Here is a 15,754-nt window from a genome sequence, read left to right on the forward strand (position 1 = left end):
CGGGAAGCCGCGTCGGCTGGGGAACCGGCTTCCCGGGGAGCCGCGTTGAAGGAGGCCCAGCGCCGGCGCAACGCCACCCCCGGCAAGATCCTCCTGCGCCGCGTGGCGAACGTCTTCGTGCCGCTGATCCCGGCCCTCATCGGCTGCGGCGTCATCGCGGGCGTGACGGGCCTGCTCCTGAACCTGCGCCTGCTGCCGTCCCTCACCCCCGCCCTCACCACCCTCTCCTCCGGCTTCATGGCCCTGATCGCGGTCTTCGTGGGCCACAACACGGCCAAGGAGTTCGGCGGTACACCGGTGCTGGGCGGCGCGGTGGCGGCGGTCGTGGTCCACCCGGGGGTCGCCAAGGTCACGGTGCTCGGGACGGCACTCGCCCCCGGCCAGGGCGGGGTGCTGGGCGCCCTGGCCGCGGCGCTGCTGGCGACATACGTCGAGAAGTGGTGCCGCACCTGGGTCCCGCCCACCCTGGACGTCCTGCTGACCCCCACGCTCACGGTCCTGCTCCCCGGCCTGGTGACGCTCTACGTCCTGATGTACGCGGCCGGGGCGGCGGCGAGCGCCATCGGAGCGGCGGCGAACTGGCTCCTGTCGACCACGGGCGCGGCAGCGGGCCTGGTCCTCGGCGGCCTGTTCCTCCCCCTGGTGATGCTGGGCCTGCACCAAGCGCTGATCCCGATCCACACCACCCTCATCGAACAGCAGGGCTCCACGGTCCTGCTCCCCCTCCTGGCGATGGCGGGCGCGGGCCAGGTGGGCGCGGCCCTGGCGGTCTACGTCCGCCTCCGCCACGACCGCTCCCTCCGCACGACGATCAAGTCCGCCCTCCCGGCGGGCCTGCTGGGCGTGGGCGAGCCCCTGATCTACGGCGTCTCGCTACCGCTCGGCCGCCCGTTCCTCACGGCGTGCGTGGGCGGTGCGGCGGGCGGAGCGTTCGTGGGCTTCTTCGCGATGCTCGGTTACAAGGTCGGCGCGACAGCGATCGGCCCGTCCGGCTGGGCGCTGTTTCCGTTGCTGGCGGGGAACAGAGGGCCGGGGGTGACGGCGGCGATCTATGCGGGGGGCCTGCTGACCGGCTACCTGGTGGGCTTCGTGGCGACGTACGCGTTCGGCTTCGCGCGGCGGACGTGACCGGTCGGCGCGGAGCCGATCAGGCGGAACTCGGCGCGAACCTGGCGACGTACTCGGCGAAGGGCTCGATGCCGACCTCGGCACGCAGGTCGTCCACTCGCTCGGGCTCCTCGCAGGGCCACGGGATCGGCGAACCGTCCGCCCCCACACCGGCGATCTGGGTGCCGTAGACCTGCTTGCGCCCCTCGTTGACCAGCGTCCGGTCGCGCAGGAACGCCAACTCGCGCGGACGGGCCGTCCCGGCCGCCACCGCCTGCTCCATCAGCCGCAGCGCACGGCGCTGGACATCGAGCTGACGGTCCGCGTGCTGGGCGATCAGCCAGGCCGCACGAGCGGCGTCCGCGCCGACGACATCCGCTGTCGGCCAGCCGAACTCATCCATGATCGCAGCCAGCCGGTCCCCGTGCCGCGCGGTCAGCCGGCGCCACGCCAGCTGCTCGGCGGGGTCGTCGCTGTTCGCCCGGGCGGCGGCCCGGTGGTCGGCTTCGGCCATGGTCACGAGTTCCTCCGCCAGCGCGGCGACGTCGTGGGTCACTCTCAACTCCCTTGTGAGCCAGGTGGATACGTGATGCGGGTCCGTGATGCGCGACCACCTTAAAGCCGCATACGGCACACAAAGATCATTCCGGAGAACGGTGACAGGGCCCGTCGAGCGCTGGGATACTGGATCTACCGGTTCACGGCACCCGAGAGTCCCGGTTGAGCCGCCGCACCCGCGCCCTCAGCTCCTCCCCCGTCGGCATCGCCCGCAGGACGTCCGTCAGGTGCTGGGCCGTCCGCAGGTTGCAGCGCCCCAACTCCACAAGGGCGAACCGCTCGTCGCTCGCGCCGGTCACCGGATCGACGCCCAACGACGGCAGTACGACATCGACACGCGCCAGAGCGACCCGCAACGCCTCGACGACCTCTTCAGTGGACCGCACGAATGCCACTCCCCTTCCACGCTGAGTTTCCGATTCGCCACCCAGCGTGTCCGACCCGCGCCTAACCTGGCCATACACGGCACCCAACAACCCGACCTGTGCGACAGGAAGCAGCCCATGCCAGGACCGAAGGACCTCGACCCGTCGTCATCGCCCCGGGCCCTGCTGGGCGCCGAGCTGCGGCACGCCCGCGAGAAGGCCGGCCTGAGCCAGGAGGAACTGGGCGGGCGGCTGTTCGTGAGCGGCTCGTTCATCGGGCAGCTGGAGGCGGGGACGCGACGGATGCAGCCGGAGTACGCGCGGATGCTGGACGAGGTCCTGGGGACGGAGGACTTCTTCACGCGGAACTGCCTGGCGGCGGCCAAGTCGAAGTATCCGGAGCACTTCGCGGAGGCGGCGGAGGCGGAGGCGAGGGCCACGGCGATCAGAGAGTACGCATCGATGCTGATCCCGGGGTTGCTCCAGACGTCCGCCTATGCACGGGCCGTATGCCGCGCCTACCAACCGACAGCGGCCGAGGAGAAGATCGAGGAGTTGGTGAGGGACCGAATTGCGCGCGCCCGCATCCTCGACGATCCAACAGAGCCCATGTTGTGGGCCGTGATTGACGAAGCGGCACTACGCCGCGTGACGGGCGGGCCCAACGTCATGGCGGAGGCGTTGCGTCACATCGCTGATCTGGCGATCCGGAGCCGGGTCATCGTCCAAGTGCTTCGGTTCGACGCGGGGGCGCATCCGGCGATGCAGGGCTGCGTGAAGCTGATGGACTTCGACGACGCGCCTCCGCTGGTCTACCTGGAGGGTGTCGGTACCGGACGGCTGGAGGACGACCCCGCCACCGTCTCGGAGTACAGGCTCTACTGCGAGTTCCTCACGGCCTCGGCGCAGTCGCCTGGGAAGTCCCTGGCCCTGATCGAGACGATGGCGCAGGATTACGCCCATGAGGCGCAACTCTGACTACGACATGAGCACGGCCACCTGGCACAAGTCCAGCTACAGCGGTGGCAGCGGCGACAACTGCCTGGAAGTGACCCACGACTTCCCCGCCCTCATCCCCGTCCGCGACTCCAAGAACCCCCACGGCCCGAAGCTCGTGTTCCGGGCGGAGACCTGGGCGGCGTTCGTCGAAAGCGTCAGGCACGACTAGGGCCAGGTTCCGGTCGGGTCAGGTACAACACGATGTGCGACCGGCGCGAAGCCTACTCAACACCCCGCATAAAACTGGTCCGTGAGCGAACTCACGTCCACCGGTCGGATATTTGCTCCAGCTTTACCTGACACGCTGTCAGGAGCTGACGACCGGTGGCTAGGGTCGAATGCCCGGGCAGTCGACGGAGGGGGAAGACGCCAACTCATGGGCGGCAAGGACGAGATACTCGACATCAAGGTCGACGACATCAAGTCGGCGGCACCCGCCTTCCACCGCGAAAGCATTGCCCTCGCACACGCACTGACCACGCTGAAGCAGGGCCTGGCCGCGGCGGGCGCCCCGTGGGGCGACGACGAGCAGGGGCAGAAGTTCCACACCGCCTACGCCCCACACCTCACGCGGATCGAACACTCCGCGCAGATCCTCGTCGACGGCCTGGCCAGCATCCACGCGGGCCTGGTCGACATGGCCGACAAGCACATCGACAACGAGGAACGCATCCGCGGCATGTTCGGCCGCCACACCACGGGCGACGGCACGTGAGTGTCGCGGACAAGGCCCGCAAGGTCGTCCAGGACCTGACGGGCATGTGGTGGCCCGCCGCCGACGAGGACGGACTGCGGGACGCGGCCCGGGCATGGCGGTCCTTCGCCGACGACGTCGACGACATCACCGCGACCGCGAACAAGGCCGCCCGCGCACTGATCGAGGACAACAAGGGCGAGTCGATCGACGCCTTCGACGCGTTCTGGCGCCGCTACTACGACGGCGGCCGCGGCTGGCTGAAGGACCTCGCCGATGCGGCCCGGGACATGGCCAAGGCACTGGACTCCTACGCCGATGCGGTGCACGGCGCGAAGAAGCACCTCGAACACGAACTGGAGATCGTCGGCGCGACTCTCGTCGCAGGCACCGCCCTGGCGTTCTTCACCGCCGGCATCTCCGAGGGCGCCGCGGCGGCCGCGGCGGCGGGCGTGACCGAACTCGCCGCCTCCCTGGGTGTGGCGGTGAGCGAGGAGGTCGCCGCGATCGCCGGCACGACACTGGCCACGGCCGCGTTCGGCGGGGTGGAATCCATCACCGTGGACCTCGCCGTCGCCCAGCCCACCGCCATCGCCCTGGGCGAGCAGAAGACCGGCATCAACCTCGACGAGGCCCGCCAGGCCGGCCTCTACGGCGCACTCACCGGCGGCCTGCTGGGCGAGGCCGGGGCCACCTATCAGGCTGCTCGGGCCGGAGGGGTATCCGGCCTTTTCGATGGTATAAGCATCGATCTAGCCGGATCTCGAACAGCCGTGGCTGGCACGCCGTACGAGGCTGCTCCCATCCTGCCGGTGACACGAAGCAGCGACGAGTGGCTCACCGGCGCCCGGCGGCGCCCACGTGACATCCTCGACGATCCGGCGCAGACGAAGTGGGCTGAAGCTGCGTACGACGACTTCCGGCGGGACTCCCGCGACATCGCCGCCATCAGCCGTAACACCGCAGGTGTGCGCCGCGCGAACGGGACGACAGGCTTCACCGAGGAAGAGATCTCTGCCGTCAAGAAGCACGTCTTCGACACGGAGCACCCGATCGAGGACTACGAAACCGGCCAGGTCGTCATGCGCAAGTTCGACGCCGACGCCGAGATCGCCGATGCCTGGATCCGCCTTCGTTCCGGCAACGCTCTGCCCGAGGACCATGTGCTGCTCGAACACGAACTCACCGAGCTCGAGTACCTGCGCACGCACCCAGGTGCGACCTACCAGGAAGCGCATCGGGTAGCCAATCAAAACTACAATTGGCAGAGCAAGGTTCCGCTCAACAAGCGGGAAGACTTCGAGAGCGAGTGGTAATGGCGTCCCTGGTCTACTTCAAGAAGTTGTCCGAGCGGCCGGGCTCCATCCGCTACTCCTTCGGCGAGGATCCCGCGGAGATGGACCGTACGCTCACGATGGACACGGCCAGCCGCACCTCGACATCCGACGACGGCAACGCCGACTACACATTCCTCAAGGCATCACGGAAGATCAACTCCTTGTTCGAGGAACGAAGCCAGTGGCCAGAACGGGGCATGAGCGTCAGCTGACGGCTCACTGCCGCCACGCGTGGCTCACGTCCTGACCGTCACGACACGGAGTAGGAGCGCCCGTCGAGGACGAGTTGGAAACGAGCCCCCGCCTGAGGGTATTTCGCTGCGTCAGTGGCTCACCGACATCCCGGGCACCATCACTGACCGATTGCGCACCGGCGCGTGCTGACGCAGCAACGCCCCAGCGATCCCAGCCTCGATCTGCGCGCCCCGAAGCTCAAGTCCCGCGCTTCGAGCCCTTTTCCAGGGAACGGGTGGAGGGCCTCAACCCACCCTCCCACCCTGCGTGTTGACTTGACGCATTCGACTTGCCACGCGCGGTGACCAGGCTCTAGCGTGCCCGCATAACGAACAGCCCCCGCCCGGTGCTACCAACACCTGCGGGGGCTTGACCTACGAGATCGAAAGCGACTCGATCCGATGGCTGATGCCAAGCTTAGTGCTGCCCGCCCGTCCACGCACGCCCTCCCGCACCCCATGGCCAATCCGGGCTACGGCAAGCGCTCCGCCCCTGACCAACGTCCCCGCGCCAACCACGACTTCGCCCACCTCCCGCCCCGTGAAGCCGCCATCGCGACTTACATCGACCGCCTGCCCGACGGCGCCGACATCTCCGTGAAGACGCTGGCCAGACACCTCCCGTACGGCCAGTGCGCGCTCCGCACCGCCCTCAACAACCGCCACCGGGCAGGGCACTTACGCCGGGGCCGGGAACGCCTGGAGGCGGACTCCGGCGAGTTCCGCTGGATCACCCGATCGTGGTTCTCCCGTACGGCACAGGACGACGACTGGTGGGCGGCCTTCGTCCGGGGCGACGTTCCGAAGGAGCCGCGACCGGACGTGCCGCGGCCGACCCGCTCCCGCGCCCACGTCCTCCTCGCCGCCTCGGCCGTACGGCCCCCGCCCTGTCGCTCTCCCAGGCCGACTGCGCGTCCCTCGCCCCGCTCGTGGCGGAGTGGTTCGCCCGGGGGGCGACGGACGAGGCCGTACTCCGTGCCCTGACCGCCGGCCTGCCCTCCCCGGTCCACCACCCGGCGGCCCTGGTCCGCAGGCGCCTGACCGACAAGCTCCCGCCCCAGCCGCTGCCACCGGAGTCCGCAGCCCGTCCTCTCCGTCTCCTCGAATGCGCGGAGTGCGGAATCCCGGGACGCCCGGAAGCGCTGCCGGGCGGCCTCTGCGGCGTATGTCGGGACGGGCACGCGCCTGCTCGCCCCAAAGCGCCCCTACCCGCCCCGACGGTCCGTGCCCACGCGGCGGAGACCCGCAGCGAGATGGCGCTTCGACGGCATGAAAGAACACCCGCATGACGGCTCCCACGGTCCGCCGACACCACCCCGGGGCACGATGGAGGGAAGGAGGCGACGCCATGACCCCTGACACCGAAGAACGCCCGCAGATGTCGGTCGAGGACTTCGAGGAACTGGTCCGCAGGGCTCCGAGGAAGCTGCGGAACAGGCTGGAGTTCCTCGGCGGAAAGCTGTGCGTCCGGCACGGCCCGCTCGACGTCGACGAGTTCGAGGAACTGGCCGCCGTGGCTCCGGAAACCGTGCGGCTGGAGTACGTCAACGGAAAGGTAGTGGTCAAGGCGATGCCGGACGGCAATCACCGCGAGATCTTCGTCTGGCTGATGGAACAGTGCATGCAGTATCGCTCTGACCTCCGCCTCTACCCGGAGTCCGGTGTCAAGGCCGAGGCATACCGCAAGGGCCGCGCCCGCACGGGCGGTACCCTCGCACGCCGAGGGCACTTCAAGGCGGCCGACATCCCCGTGTACCTACTCATCGACCGCGACACCCACACGGTCACCGTCTTCAGCGAGCCGAAGGACGGCCGTTATCTGCAGGCTCCGTCCTATCCGTGGGGCTCCCAGGTCGACCTTCCCGACCCCGTCGGTTTCACCCTGGACCCCGAGGGGCTGAAGGACTACGCCGACTGATCACGAACCATGCCCATGGGCGACCCGGCCCGCCTCCTCACCGGTCCGGCTGCCGCTGCGCGTCGCGGCGCCGCCGGTACACGTGGCGGCCGATGAGGACCAGGATCAGCACCGCCAAGGCGATCAGCACATACAGCTCGTAGCGCTGGATCGCCGGGTAGAGCGTGTTCAGGTGGGCCCCGGCCAGGCCGCCGAACGTGACCCAGGCGCCGACCCACAGGGCCGCGCCCAGGGCGTTGAAGGCCAGGAAGCGGCGCCAGCGCATTCCGGCCAGGCCGGCGATGACGCCGTTCGCCTGGCGCAGGCCCTCGATGAACCGGGCCACGGTGACAACCTTGCCGCCGTGCCTGGTGAAGAAGCCTTCCGCCTTCTGCACGCGGGCCGGGGTGAGCAGGACGTAGCGGCCGTAGCGCTCGACGAGCCGGTGGCCGCCGAAGCGACCGATGGCGTAGCCGACGTTGTCGCCGAGCACGGCGGCGAAGAAGGCGATCAACGCCACCAGGACGATGTTCAGCCGGCCCGCGCCCGCGTACACGGCGGCGACGATCAGGATCGTCTCGCCGGGCACGGGCACGCCGAAGTCCTCGATGAACACCAGGCCGGCGACCGCCAGGTAGCCCCAGTGGTCCAGGATCGGGGCGACGTCGGCCAGGACTCCGGGAAGCGGGGGCTGTGTCATCGGCGGTCTCCCGTGCGGCTGGGCATGAGCTGTCGGCACCGGTTTCCATGGTCCTGCACGCCCGCGCATCCCGGGCAGGCGGTCCTCAGGGCTCCGTGGCGACGAGTTGGTCGACCAGGCGGCGCGCCTGGGTCAGCAGGGTGCCGTAGGTGGCGACCTCGTTGGGGTCGTCCGGTACCGAGCGGGTCAGGTGCCGGCGCAGTTCGTCGTGCGTGTCGCGCAGCTTGCGCACGGCTTGGCGCAGCTCGTGGTCGTCCTCGGTGCCGAAGCGGCTTTGGCAGTAGTACTGGAGCGCCTGCGCGGTCCGGTGCAGGAAGTCCGCGTAGCGGCGGGCGACGGAGGGGGCCGGCCGGGCCGCCGGGCGGTCCTCGGACGCGGCCTCCAGGACCGCCCGGGTGACGCCGGCGGTGTGCACGGCCGCGTAGTCCAGGACGACGACCGCGTCGTCGTAGTCCTTGCCCGGCACGGAGTGGGCGCGCGAGCGGCGGCGGAGGTTGATGCGCATGCTCTCCCGGCTCCAGCCGATCGCGGAGCGGGCCTGGTCCACCAGGCGTTCCAGGCGCAGCGCGCGTTCGTGCCAGCCGACGGCCTCGTCGGCGTCCCAGCGGTCCTCCGCCATCCCGTCGGCCACCGCTTCGAGGATGTCGTGGGCCTCCCCGGCGGCGTCCTGGAGGGCCGCCCGGCTGTCGCGCAGGTACACCGGGGGCCGGATCAGCGCGTTGACGGTGATCCCGACCAGGGCGCCGAAGACCGCCTCGGCGATCCGGGCTGCCGAGGTGGCGACGGTGACCTGCCCGTTGGTCAGGACGAACAGGGCGCCGGTGGCCGCGTAGACGCCCTGGCTGCCCAGGCGCTGCCAGTGGCCCAGCAGGACCACCGTGGGCAGCACCACCGCCATGGCGGTCATCGTGCTGTCCAGCACAAGGGCCGCCGCCGTCGCCACGACCGTGCCGGTGGCGATCGCCGCCAGCTGCTGCAGCCCGTGCGCGATCGACCGGTACACGGTCGACTCCACCAGGACGACCGCCACCCAGGGCGCCACGAAGGCCACCGGCGCCTTCAGCCACCAGCCCGCCACGGCCCAGGCCACCCAGGCGGCCAGTGCCGCCTTCAGGGCCTGGACGACGATGTCCCGCTCCCGGCCGGGTTCCTCCCAGGCCCGCCGTACCGCCCCTCCGGCCGCCTGCGCCTGACCCCACACCTGCTGCGTCACCGTTCGCTTCCTGCTCATGGCAACCCAGGTGCCACGGGGCTCGGGATGAATGCGCGCGGATCTATCCCCGCAGGAACTCCGCGATGCGTTCGTCCCAGGTCGCGATGTCGGTGGGGTCGTGGGAAACGTGCAACCGGGCGTCGGGCAGCAGCTCGGCGAGTTGCTCCGCCGTGGAGACCGGGTGTCCCTGGTCACCGCTCCAGGTGAGGACCAGCGCGGGCTGGGTGAGACGGGCGATCTCCTCCCGGGCGGGCAGATCGGAAGCCGCAGCTCCGCGCAGCAGCGCAGGTAGCGTCTCGGGGTGCGCCCCGAGCGACCGCGGCGGGTAGCCCGGCGCGCCGACGAGGGCCTCCGGAACCGGCGCGCCCGCCAGAGCCGCCGCGAAGCCCTCCACGCCTTCCTTGTCCGTGATGTCGGCGAGGGCGCGGTACAGCTCCGCCTGGGCGGGCCTGGTCTCCCACGCGGTCGGCGGGATCATGAGCACCAGGCGGTCGAACCGTTCGGGTGCGCGCACCGCCGCGGTCAGCACGGTGGCGCAGCCCAGCGAGTCGCCCATGCCCGTCACGGGCCGCCGCCCGCCGTCCAGGTGGTCCATCAACGCCAGCAGGTCGTCGGCGAACCGCGGGTAGGTGTAGTCGTCGGCGTGCGGGCGGTCACCCGACTCGCCGTGCCCACGGGCGTCGTAACGCACGAAACGGCGGCCGGGCAGGGCTTCGACCGCTCCCCAGCCGAACAGGCCCAGGTCCGCCTCGGCCTGCCGGCTCAGCAGCAGGCCGTGGGCGTACACGGCGAGCGGGCCCTCGCCCGTCGACTCGTAGGCGAGATCGGTGCCGTTCGGAAGCGTGCAGCGCAGAGTCATGATCAGTACCAACGTGCGCACCGCGAACGGCATTCCGGCCCGGCGTCAACTGACTGGATTCTCACGGTCGTTGGGACGCCTCTACAGCATGACGAGCGATGGCGCGGCGGAGGCGGGCATGGGTGCGCCCCCCGCGTCCTTGAAGGGCGAGGGGGGCGCGCACCCGTCCGCCGCGCCGGGCGAGGGTCTGCATCCTCGTCCGTCAGTGCAGGGTCTTCAGCGCCTTCGCGTCGTACGCGCTCAGCTCCTCGAAGCGGCCCTGAAGGACCTTCTCCGCCCACTCCGGGTCCTGGAGCAGCGCCCGGCCCACCGCCACCAGGTCGAACTCCTCCGACTCCAGGCGGTCCAGGAGGTTGTCGAGGGTCTTGACCGGGGCGCCCTCGCCCTGGAACGCGCGGAGGAAGTCGCCGTCCAGGCCCACCGAACCCACCGTGATCGTCGGCTTGCCGGTCAGCTTCTTCGTCCAGCCCGCGAGGTTGAGGTCGGAGCCCTCGAACTCGGGCAGCCAGTAGCGGCGCGTGGAGGCGTGGAAGGCGTCCACGCCCGCCGCCGCGAGCGGGGTGAGGATCGCCTCCAGTTCCTCGGGGGTCTCGGCGAGCCGGGCGGTGTAGTCCTGCTGCTTCCACTGCGAGTAGCGGAAGAGCACGGGGAACTCGGGGGACACCCGCTCACGGACCGCCGCGACGATCTCGGCCGCGAACTTGGTGCGGGCCACCGGGTCGCCGCCGTACGCGTCCGTGCGGCGGTTGGTGCCCGCCCACAGGAACTGGTCGACGAGGTAGCCGTGGGCGCCGTGGATCTCCACGCCGTCGAAGCCGATGCGCTCGGCGTCCGCGGCGGCCCGGGCGAACGCGTCGATGACGTCGTCCAGGTCCTGCTGGGTCATCGCCTTGCCGGTCGGCTCGGCGCCCGCGGTGACGAGACCGGAGGGGCCGACGGCCGGGGCGTCGGCGAAGGGGGGCTCGCCCTGCTTGCGGACCATGCCGATGTGCCACAGCTGCGGGACGATCGTGCCACCGGCGGCGTGCACCTCCTCGGCGACCCTGGCCCAGCCCGCGAGCTGCTCCTCGCCGTGGAAGCGCGGGACGCGGTCGCTCTGGCCGGCCGACTCGTGGCCCACGTAGGTGCCCTCGGTGACGATCAGTCCGACGCCCGCGGCGGCGCGGCGGGCGTAGTAGGAGCGCACGTCCTCGCCGGGGATGCCGCCCGGGGAGAACATGCGGGTCATCGGCGCCATCACGATCCGGTTCGGGACGGTGAGGCCGTTGAGCGGGATCGGGCGGGACAGCAGCTGGGCGGCGCGGGAGGCGGGCGTCGTGACGGTCACGTAGGGGCTCCTCGTGAGGGACGGTGTTGACCGGCTGGTATGTGCGTGCGCATTGTTGCAGGTTCTGAAGCAACGGCCTATGCGCTGCCCCACATTCCCGGTCGGCCGGAACGCCCGTGTGGTCCCGGACACGCCCGAGGGCGGCACCCCCTGCCACAGACAGGGAGTGCCGCCCTCGTACGAAAGGACTGGTACCGATCCTCGGAGGGATCAGAAGTCCATGTCACCGCCCGGCATGCCGCCACCGGCGGGCGCGGCGGCCTTCTCCGGCTTGTCGGCGATGACGGCCTCGGTGGTGAGGAACAGCGCGGCGATGGAGGCGGCGTTCTGCAGCGCGGAACGGGTCACCTTCGCCGGGTCGATGATGCCCTCGGCGATCATGTCCACGTACTCACCGGTCGCGGCGTTCAGGCCGTGGCCCGGGGTGAGGTTGCGGACCTTCTCCACCACGACGCCGCCCTCGAGGCCGGCGTTGACGGCGATCTGGGTCAGCGGGGCGGTCAGGGCCTTGCGGACGATCTCGGCGCCGACGGCCTCGTCGCCCTCGAGGTCCAGCTTCTCGAAGGAGTTCTGCGCCGCCTGGACCAGGGCCACGCCACCACCGGCGACGATGCCCTCCTCGACGGCCGCCTTCGCGTTGCGGACGGCGTCCTCGATGCGGTGCTTGCGCTCCTTGAGCTCGACCTCCGTGGCGGCACCGGCCTTGATGACGGCCACGCCGCCGGCCAGCTTCGCCAGGCGCTCCTGCAGCTTCTCGCGGTCGTAGTCGGAGTCGCTGTTCTCGATCTCGGCGCGGATCTGGTTGACGCGGCCGGAGACCTGGTCGGCGGAGCCGGCGCCGTCGACGATGGTGGTCTCGTCCTTGGTGATGACGACCTTGCGGGCGCGGCCCAGGAGGTCCAGGGTCGCGTTCTCCAGCTTGAGGCCGACCTCCTCGGAGATGACCTCGCCGCCCGTGAGGATGGCGATGTCGCCGAGCATGGCCTTGCGGCGGTCGCCGAAGCCCGGGGCCTTGACGGCGACGGACTTGAAGGTGCCGCGGATCTTGTTGACGACCAGGGTCGACAGGGCCTCGCCCTCGACGTCCTCGGCGATGATCAGCAGCGGCTTGCCGGACTGCATGACCTTCTCCAGGAGCGGGAGCAGGTCCTTGACCGAGGAGATCTTGGAGTTGGCGATCAGGATGTACGGGTCGTCGAGGACGGCCTCCATACGCTCCATGTCGGTGGCGAAGTACGCCGAGATGTAGCCCTTGTCGAAGCGCATGCCCTCGGTGAGCTCCAGCTCGAGACCGAAGGTCTGCGACTCCTCGACGGTGATGACGCCTTCCTTGCCGACCTTGTCCATGGCCTCGGCGATGAGCTCGCCGATCTGGGTGTCGGCGGCGGAGATGGAGGCCGTGGAAGCGATCTGCTCCTTGGTCTCGACGTCCTTGGCCTGCTCGAGCAGCGAGGCGGAGACGGCCTCGACGGCCTTCTCGATGCCGCGCTTCAGGGCCATCGGGTTGGCACCGGCGGCCACGTTGCGCAAGCCCTCGCGGACCAGCGCCTGGGCGAGCACGGTCGCGGTGGTCGTACCGTCACCGGCGACGTCGTCCGTCTTCTTGGCGACTTCCTTGACCAGCTCGGCGCCGATCTTCTCGTACGGGTCCTCGAGCTCGATCTCCTTGGCGATGGAGACGCCGTCGTTGGTGATCGTGGGGGCGCCCCACTTCTTCTCGAGGACGACGTTGCGGCCCTTGGGGCCGAGGGTCACCTTGACGGCGTCCGCGAGCTGGTTCATGCCGCGCTCGAGGCCGCGCCGCGCCTCCTCGTCGAACGCGATGATCTTGGCCATGTGAAGTGGTCCCTCCAGGACTGGGGGTGATTACTTCGGACCGCGCCCGCGCCCGCGACGGACGGCCCCGGCCGGAGGTTCCTTGCCCCACCCGGCCCGCGGCCTCACCGACCCGGTCCTTCTGTTGTCACTCTCACCTTCAGAGTGCTAACGCCAATGATTAGCACTCGACCCTGCCGAGTGCAAGCCGCCTTGGGGTATCGGAAGGTGAACTCGGGAGCATGATCCGCAGGTGGACGCCGCTGCGCGCCCCCTGGGGGACGGTGGCCCGACACGACCGAGGGGCTCGCATCCCGGACGGGATGCGAGCCCCTCGACACGTCGAACAGTTCAGTCGTCGGCGCGTTGTATCAGGCGGTCACGCGGACCATGTCCGCCTGCGGGCCCTTCTGACCCTGCGAGATCTCGAACTCGACCCGCTGGCCCTCTTCCAGGGTGCGGTAGCCGTCCATCTGGATCGCGCTGTAGTGGACGAAGACGTCCGCACCACCGTCGACCGCGATGAAGCCGTACCCCTTCTCCGCGTTGAACCACTTGACGGTGCCCTGAGCCATGCCTAACTCCCCTATTACTGGCCCTTGCACAGATCCACACTTCGCGGATCCGGGTCAGACCTCACCCCCCAACGGTTGGGGGCGTGCGCCGGAACGCGTCGACCGCGGCTGAATGTATCTGTCCAACTGCCGTCTGCAACAGGTCAATCGGACGAGAATTCGGGGTGCGGCCGGTCGGGAATATACCGAGAATTCACCAGATTTCAGGGCAAGTCGGGCCCGGCAAAGGGAATGAATGGCGCAAAAGCCCCGCACACTTTGGCTGCTTCTTGTCGGGCGCGCGGCAGAGGTTCGCGGACCCGGAAGGGGAGACCGGGAGCGCGTTCCCCAACTGTACCGCGCTCAACCATGCAGAATTGCCCCCTCCGTTTCTCTCACGGAGAGGGCAATTCGATGAACGGTGAGTGACGCGCGTTACCGAGGGTAATGATCGCGCGGGTGAGCCACCGTCAGCCGCCCGCGACCGCGGGGATGATGGAGACGCCCGCACCGTCCGGGGTCGCCGTCTCCAGGCCCTGCTCGAAGCGGACGTCGTCGTCGTTCACGTACACGTTGACGAAGCGGCGCAGCTTGCCCTGGTCGTCCAGGACACGGGCGGCGATACCGGTGTGGTTCTTCTCCAGGTCGGCGATGACCTCGGCGAGGGTGGCGCCCTCGGCGGTGACCTCGGCCTGGCCGCCGGTGTAGGTGCGCAGGATGGTGGGGATGCGGACGGTGACGCTCATCGGGGGGTGACCTCCGGTCGGGGTACGGCTGGTGGGTTGGCGCGGGCGGAGGTCAGACGAGACCGGCCTCGCGGAAGGACTCGAGGGTGGGGCGGATCGTCGCGGTCAGCCCGGTGCCGGCCACCGCGTCCAGCGTCTTCAGACCGTCCCCGGTGTTGAGGACGACCGTCGTCTTCGACGGGTCGAGGACACCGTTCTCGATCAGCTTGCGCGTGACGCCGACGGTCACGCCACCCGCCGTCTCGGCGAAGATGCCCTCGGTCCGGGCGAGGAGCTTGATGGCGTCCACGATCTGCTCGTCCGTCACGTCCTCCACGGCACCGCCCGTGCGGCGGGCGATGTCCAGTACGTAGGGACCGTCGGCCGGGTTGCCGATCGCGAGCGACTTGGCGATCGTGTTCGGCTTCTGCGGCCGTACCACGTCGTGGCCCGCCTTGTACGCCACCGACACCGGCGAGCAGCCCTCGGCCTGCGCGCCGAAGATCTTGTACGGCTTGTCCTCGACGAGCCCCAGCTTGATCAGCTCCTGCAGACCCTTGTCGATCTTCGTGAGCTGCGAGCCGGAGGCGATCGGCACCACGATCTGGTCCGGCAGCTCCCAGCCGAGCTGCTCGGCGATCTCGTACGCCAGGGTCTTGGAACCCTCCGCGTAGTACGGCCGCAGGTTGACGTTGACGAAGCCCCAGCCCTCGCCGGCCGGGTCGCCGATCAGCTCGGAGCAGAAGCGGTTCACGTCGTCGTAGTTGCCCTCGATGCCGACGAGCTCGCCGCCGTAGATCGCGGCCATGACGACCTTGCCCTGCTCCAGGTCGTGCGGGATGAAGACACAGGAGCGGAACCCGGCCCGGGCCGCCGCGGCGCCGACCGCGCCCGCGAGGTTGCCGGTGGAGGAGCAGGACAGGGTGGTGAAGCCGAAGACGCGCGCCGCCTCCAGCGCCTGGGCGACCACGCGGTCCTTGAAGGAGTGCGTCGGGTTACCGGAGTCGTCCTTCACATACAACCCGCCGGTCACGCCCAGCTCCCGCGCCAGGTTGTCGGCCTTGACGAGCTTGGTCCAGCCCGGGTTGAGGTTCGGCTTGTCGGCCACGTCCGCCGGGACCGGCAGCAGCGGCGCATAGCGCCAGATGTTCGCGGGGCCCGCCTCGATCCGCTTCCGCAGCTCCTCGGTGTCGTAGCCGGAGAAGTCGTAGGCGACCTCGAGCGGGCCGAAACACTCCTCGCAGGCGAAGACCGGACCGAGCGGCACCCGGTGGCCGCACTCGCGGCAGGACAGGGCCGCAGCGGGGCCGAGGTTCACGGAGTCGGTGGTGCTTGCAACAGTCTGCACAGCCATGTCAGGCGAGGCCCTTT

General features: G+C 69.9%; 17 protein-coding genes and 1 pseudogene. 8 read left to right on the top strand and 10 right to left on the bottom strand.

Features of this window, described 5'->3' with window-relative positions; genetic code table 11:
* On the top strand, positions 1–1,128 hold a 1,128-nt coding region (locus ACFYZJ_RS26355; RefSeq protein WP_388571837.1), incomplete at its 5' end, for a PTS transporter subunit EIIC.
* Positions 1,129–1,147: 19 nt separating this feature from the next.
* Here the strand turns inward: ACFYZJ_RS26355 and ACFYZJ_RS26360 are convergent.
* Positions 1,148–1,663: a DUF6624 domain-containing protein gene (locus tag ACFYZJ_RS26360; RefSeq protein ID WP_388571839.1), complete on the bottom strand. Its 516-nt coding sequence runs from the start codon at positions 1,661–1,663 to the stop codon at positions 1,148–1,150.
* Between the two features lie 142 nt (positions 1,664–1,805).
* On the bottom strand, positions 1,806–2,051 hold the full coding sequence (locus ACFYZJ_RS26365; protein ID WP_388571841.1) for a hypothetical protein: 246 nt from the start codon (positions 2,049–2,051) through the stop codon (positions 1,806–1,808).
* Positions 2,052–2,168: 117 nt separating this feature from the next.
* Here ACFYZJ_RS26365 and ACFYZJ_RS26370 point away from each other — a divergent pair, with 117 nt between their 5' ends.
* The 7 genes and pseudogenes from ACFYZJ_RS26370 to ACFYZJ_RS26400 all read left to right on the top strand — a co-directional run bounded on the left by ACFYZJ_RS26370 (position 2,169) and on the right by ACFYZJ_RS26400 (position 7,211).
* Positions 2,169–3,008 (top strand): Scr1 family TA system antitoxin-like transcriptional regulator, encoded by an 840-nt coding sequence (locus tag ACFYZJ_RS26370; protein WP_388571843.1) that lies wholly within the window; start codon positions 2,169–2,171, stop codon positions 3,006–3,008.
* The gene (locus ACFYZJ_RS26375) at positions 2,992–3,198 is read left to right on the top strand and encodes a DUF397 domain-containing protein (RefSeq protein ID WP_388571845.1); all 207 of its coding nucleotides are present in this window, start codon (positions 2,992–2,994) and stop codon (positions 3,196–3,198) included. Before ACFYZJ_RS26370 ends, ACFYZJ_RS26375 begins: the two co-directional genes overlap by 17 nt.
* A 207-nt stretch (positions 3,199–3,405) precedes the next feature.
* Positions 3,406–3,744, top strand: coding sequence for a WXG100 family type VII secretion target (locus ACFYZJ_RS26380; protein ID WP_388571847.1), 339 nt, complete (start codon positions 3,406–3,408; stop codon positions 3,742–3,744).
* Positions 3,741–5,039: a WXG100 family type VII secretion target gene (locus ACFYZJ_RS26385; RefSeq protein WP_388571848.1), complete on the top strand. Its 1,299-nt coding sequence runs from the start codon at positions 3,741–3,743 to the stop codon at positions 5,037–5,039. The genes ACFYZJ_RS26380 and ACFYZJ_RS26385 overlap by 4 nt, the downstream gene beginning before the upstream one ends.
* Complete coding sequence (locus ACFYZJ_RS26390) at positions 5,039–5,272, top strand: hypothetical protein (protein WP_388571849.1); 234 nt, start codon at positions 5,039–5,041, stop codon at positions 5,270–5,272. The genes ACFYZJ_RS26385 and ACFYZJ_RS26390 overlap by 1 nt, the downstream gene beginning before the upstream one ends.
* A gap of 480 nt (positions 5,273–5,752) precedes the next feature.
* Positions 5,753–6,582 (top strand): annotated as a pseudogene (locus tag ACFYZJ_RS26395) (hypothetical protein).
* Positions 6,583–6,641: 59 nt separating this feature from the next.
* Positions 6,642–7,211, top strand: coding sequence for a Uma2 family endonuclease (locus ACFYZJ_RS26400; RefSeq protein ID WP_388571850.1), 570 nt, complete (start codon positions 6,642–6,644; stop codon positions 7,209–7,211).
* 37 nt (positions 7,212–7,248) lie between these two features.
* On the opposite strand, the gene ACFYZJ_RS26405 is transcribed toward ACFYZJ_RS26400, so the two are convergent.
* The 8 genes from ACFYZJ_RS26405 to thrC all read right to left on the bottom strand — a co-directional run bounded on the left by ACFYZJ_RS26405 (position 7,249) and on the right by thrC (position 15,737).
* Positions 7,249–7,890 carry a DedA family protein gene (locus tag ACFYZJ_RS26405; RefSeq protein WP_388571851.1) on the bottom strand — a complete coding sequence of 214 codons (642 nt, stop codon included), beginning with the start codon at positions 7,888–7,890 and terminating at the stop codon, positions 7,249–7,251.
* An 85-nt stretch (positions 7,891–7,975) separates the two neighbouring features.
* Entirely contained in the window at positions 7,976–9,121 is a 1,146-nt protein-coding gene (locus ACFYZJ_RS26410) for an aromatic acid exporter family protein (RefSeq protein WP_388571853.1), read from the bottom strand.
* A gap of 43 nt (positions 9,122–9,164) precedes the next feature.
* The gene (locus ACFYZJ_RS26415) at positions 9,165–9,962 is read right to left on the bottom strand and encodes an alpha/beta fold hydrolase (protein ID WP_388571854.1); all 798 of its coding nucleotides are present in this window, start codon (positions 9,960–9,962) and stop codon (positions 9,165–9,167) included.
* Positions 9,963–10,164: 202 nt separating this feature from the next.
* Complete coding sequence (locus ACFYZJ_RS26420) at positions 10,165–11,289, bottom strand: NADH:flavin oxidoreductase (protein ID WP_388571856.1); 1,125 nt, start codon at positions 11,287–11,289, stop codon at positions 10,165–10,167.
* Positions 11,290–11,499: 210 nt separating this feature from the next.
* On the bottom strand, positions 11,500–13,125 hold the full coding sequence (groL, locus tag ACFYZJ_RS26425; RefSeq protein WP_388571858.1) for a chaperonin GroEL: 1,626 nt from the start codon (positions 13,123–13,125) through the stop codon (positions 11,500–11,502).
* Between the two features lie 350 nt (positions 13,126–13,475).
* Entirely contained in the window at positions 13,476–13,679 is a 204-nt protein-coding gene (locus ACFYZJ_RS26430) for a cold-shock protein (protein WP_004986573.1), read from the bottom strand.
* 449 nt (positions 13,680–14,128) lie between these two features.
* On the bottom strand, positions 14,129–14,404 hold the full coding sequence (locus ACFYZJ_RS26435) for a MoaD/ThiS family protein (RefSeq protein WP_029387398.1): 276 nt from the start codon (positions 14,402–14,404) through the stop codon (positions 14,129–14,131).
* A gap of 52 nt (positions 14,405–14,456) precedes the next feature.
* Positions 14,457–15,737: a threonine synthase gene (gene thrC, locus ACFYZJ_RS26440; protein ID WP_388571860.1), complete on the bottom strand. Its 1,281-nt coding sequence runs from the start codon at positions 15,735–15,737 to the stop codon at positions 14,457–14,459.
* Positions 15,738–15,754 lie beyond the last annotated feature (17 nt).

It is taken from the genome of Streptomyces sp. NPDC001848, assembly GCF_042891915.1.
Classification (GTDB): Bacteria; Actinomycetota; Actinomycetes; order Streptomycetales; family Streptomycetaceae; genus Streptomyces.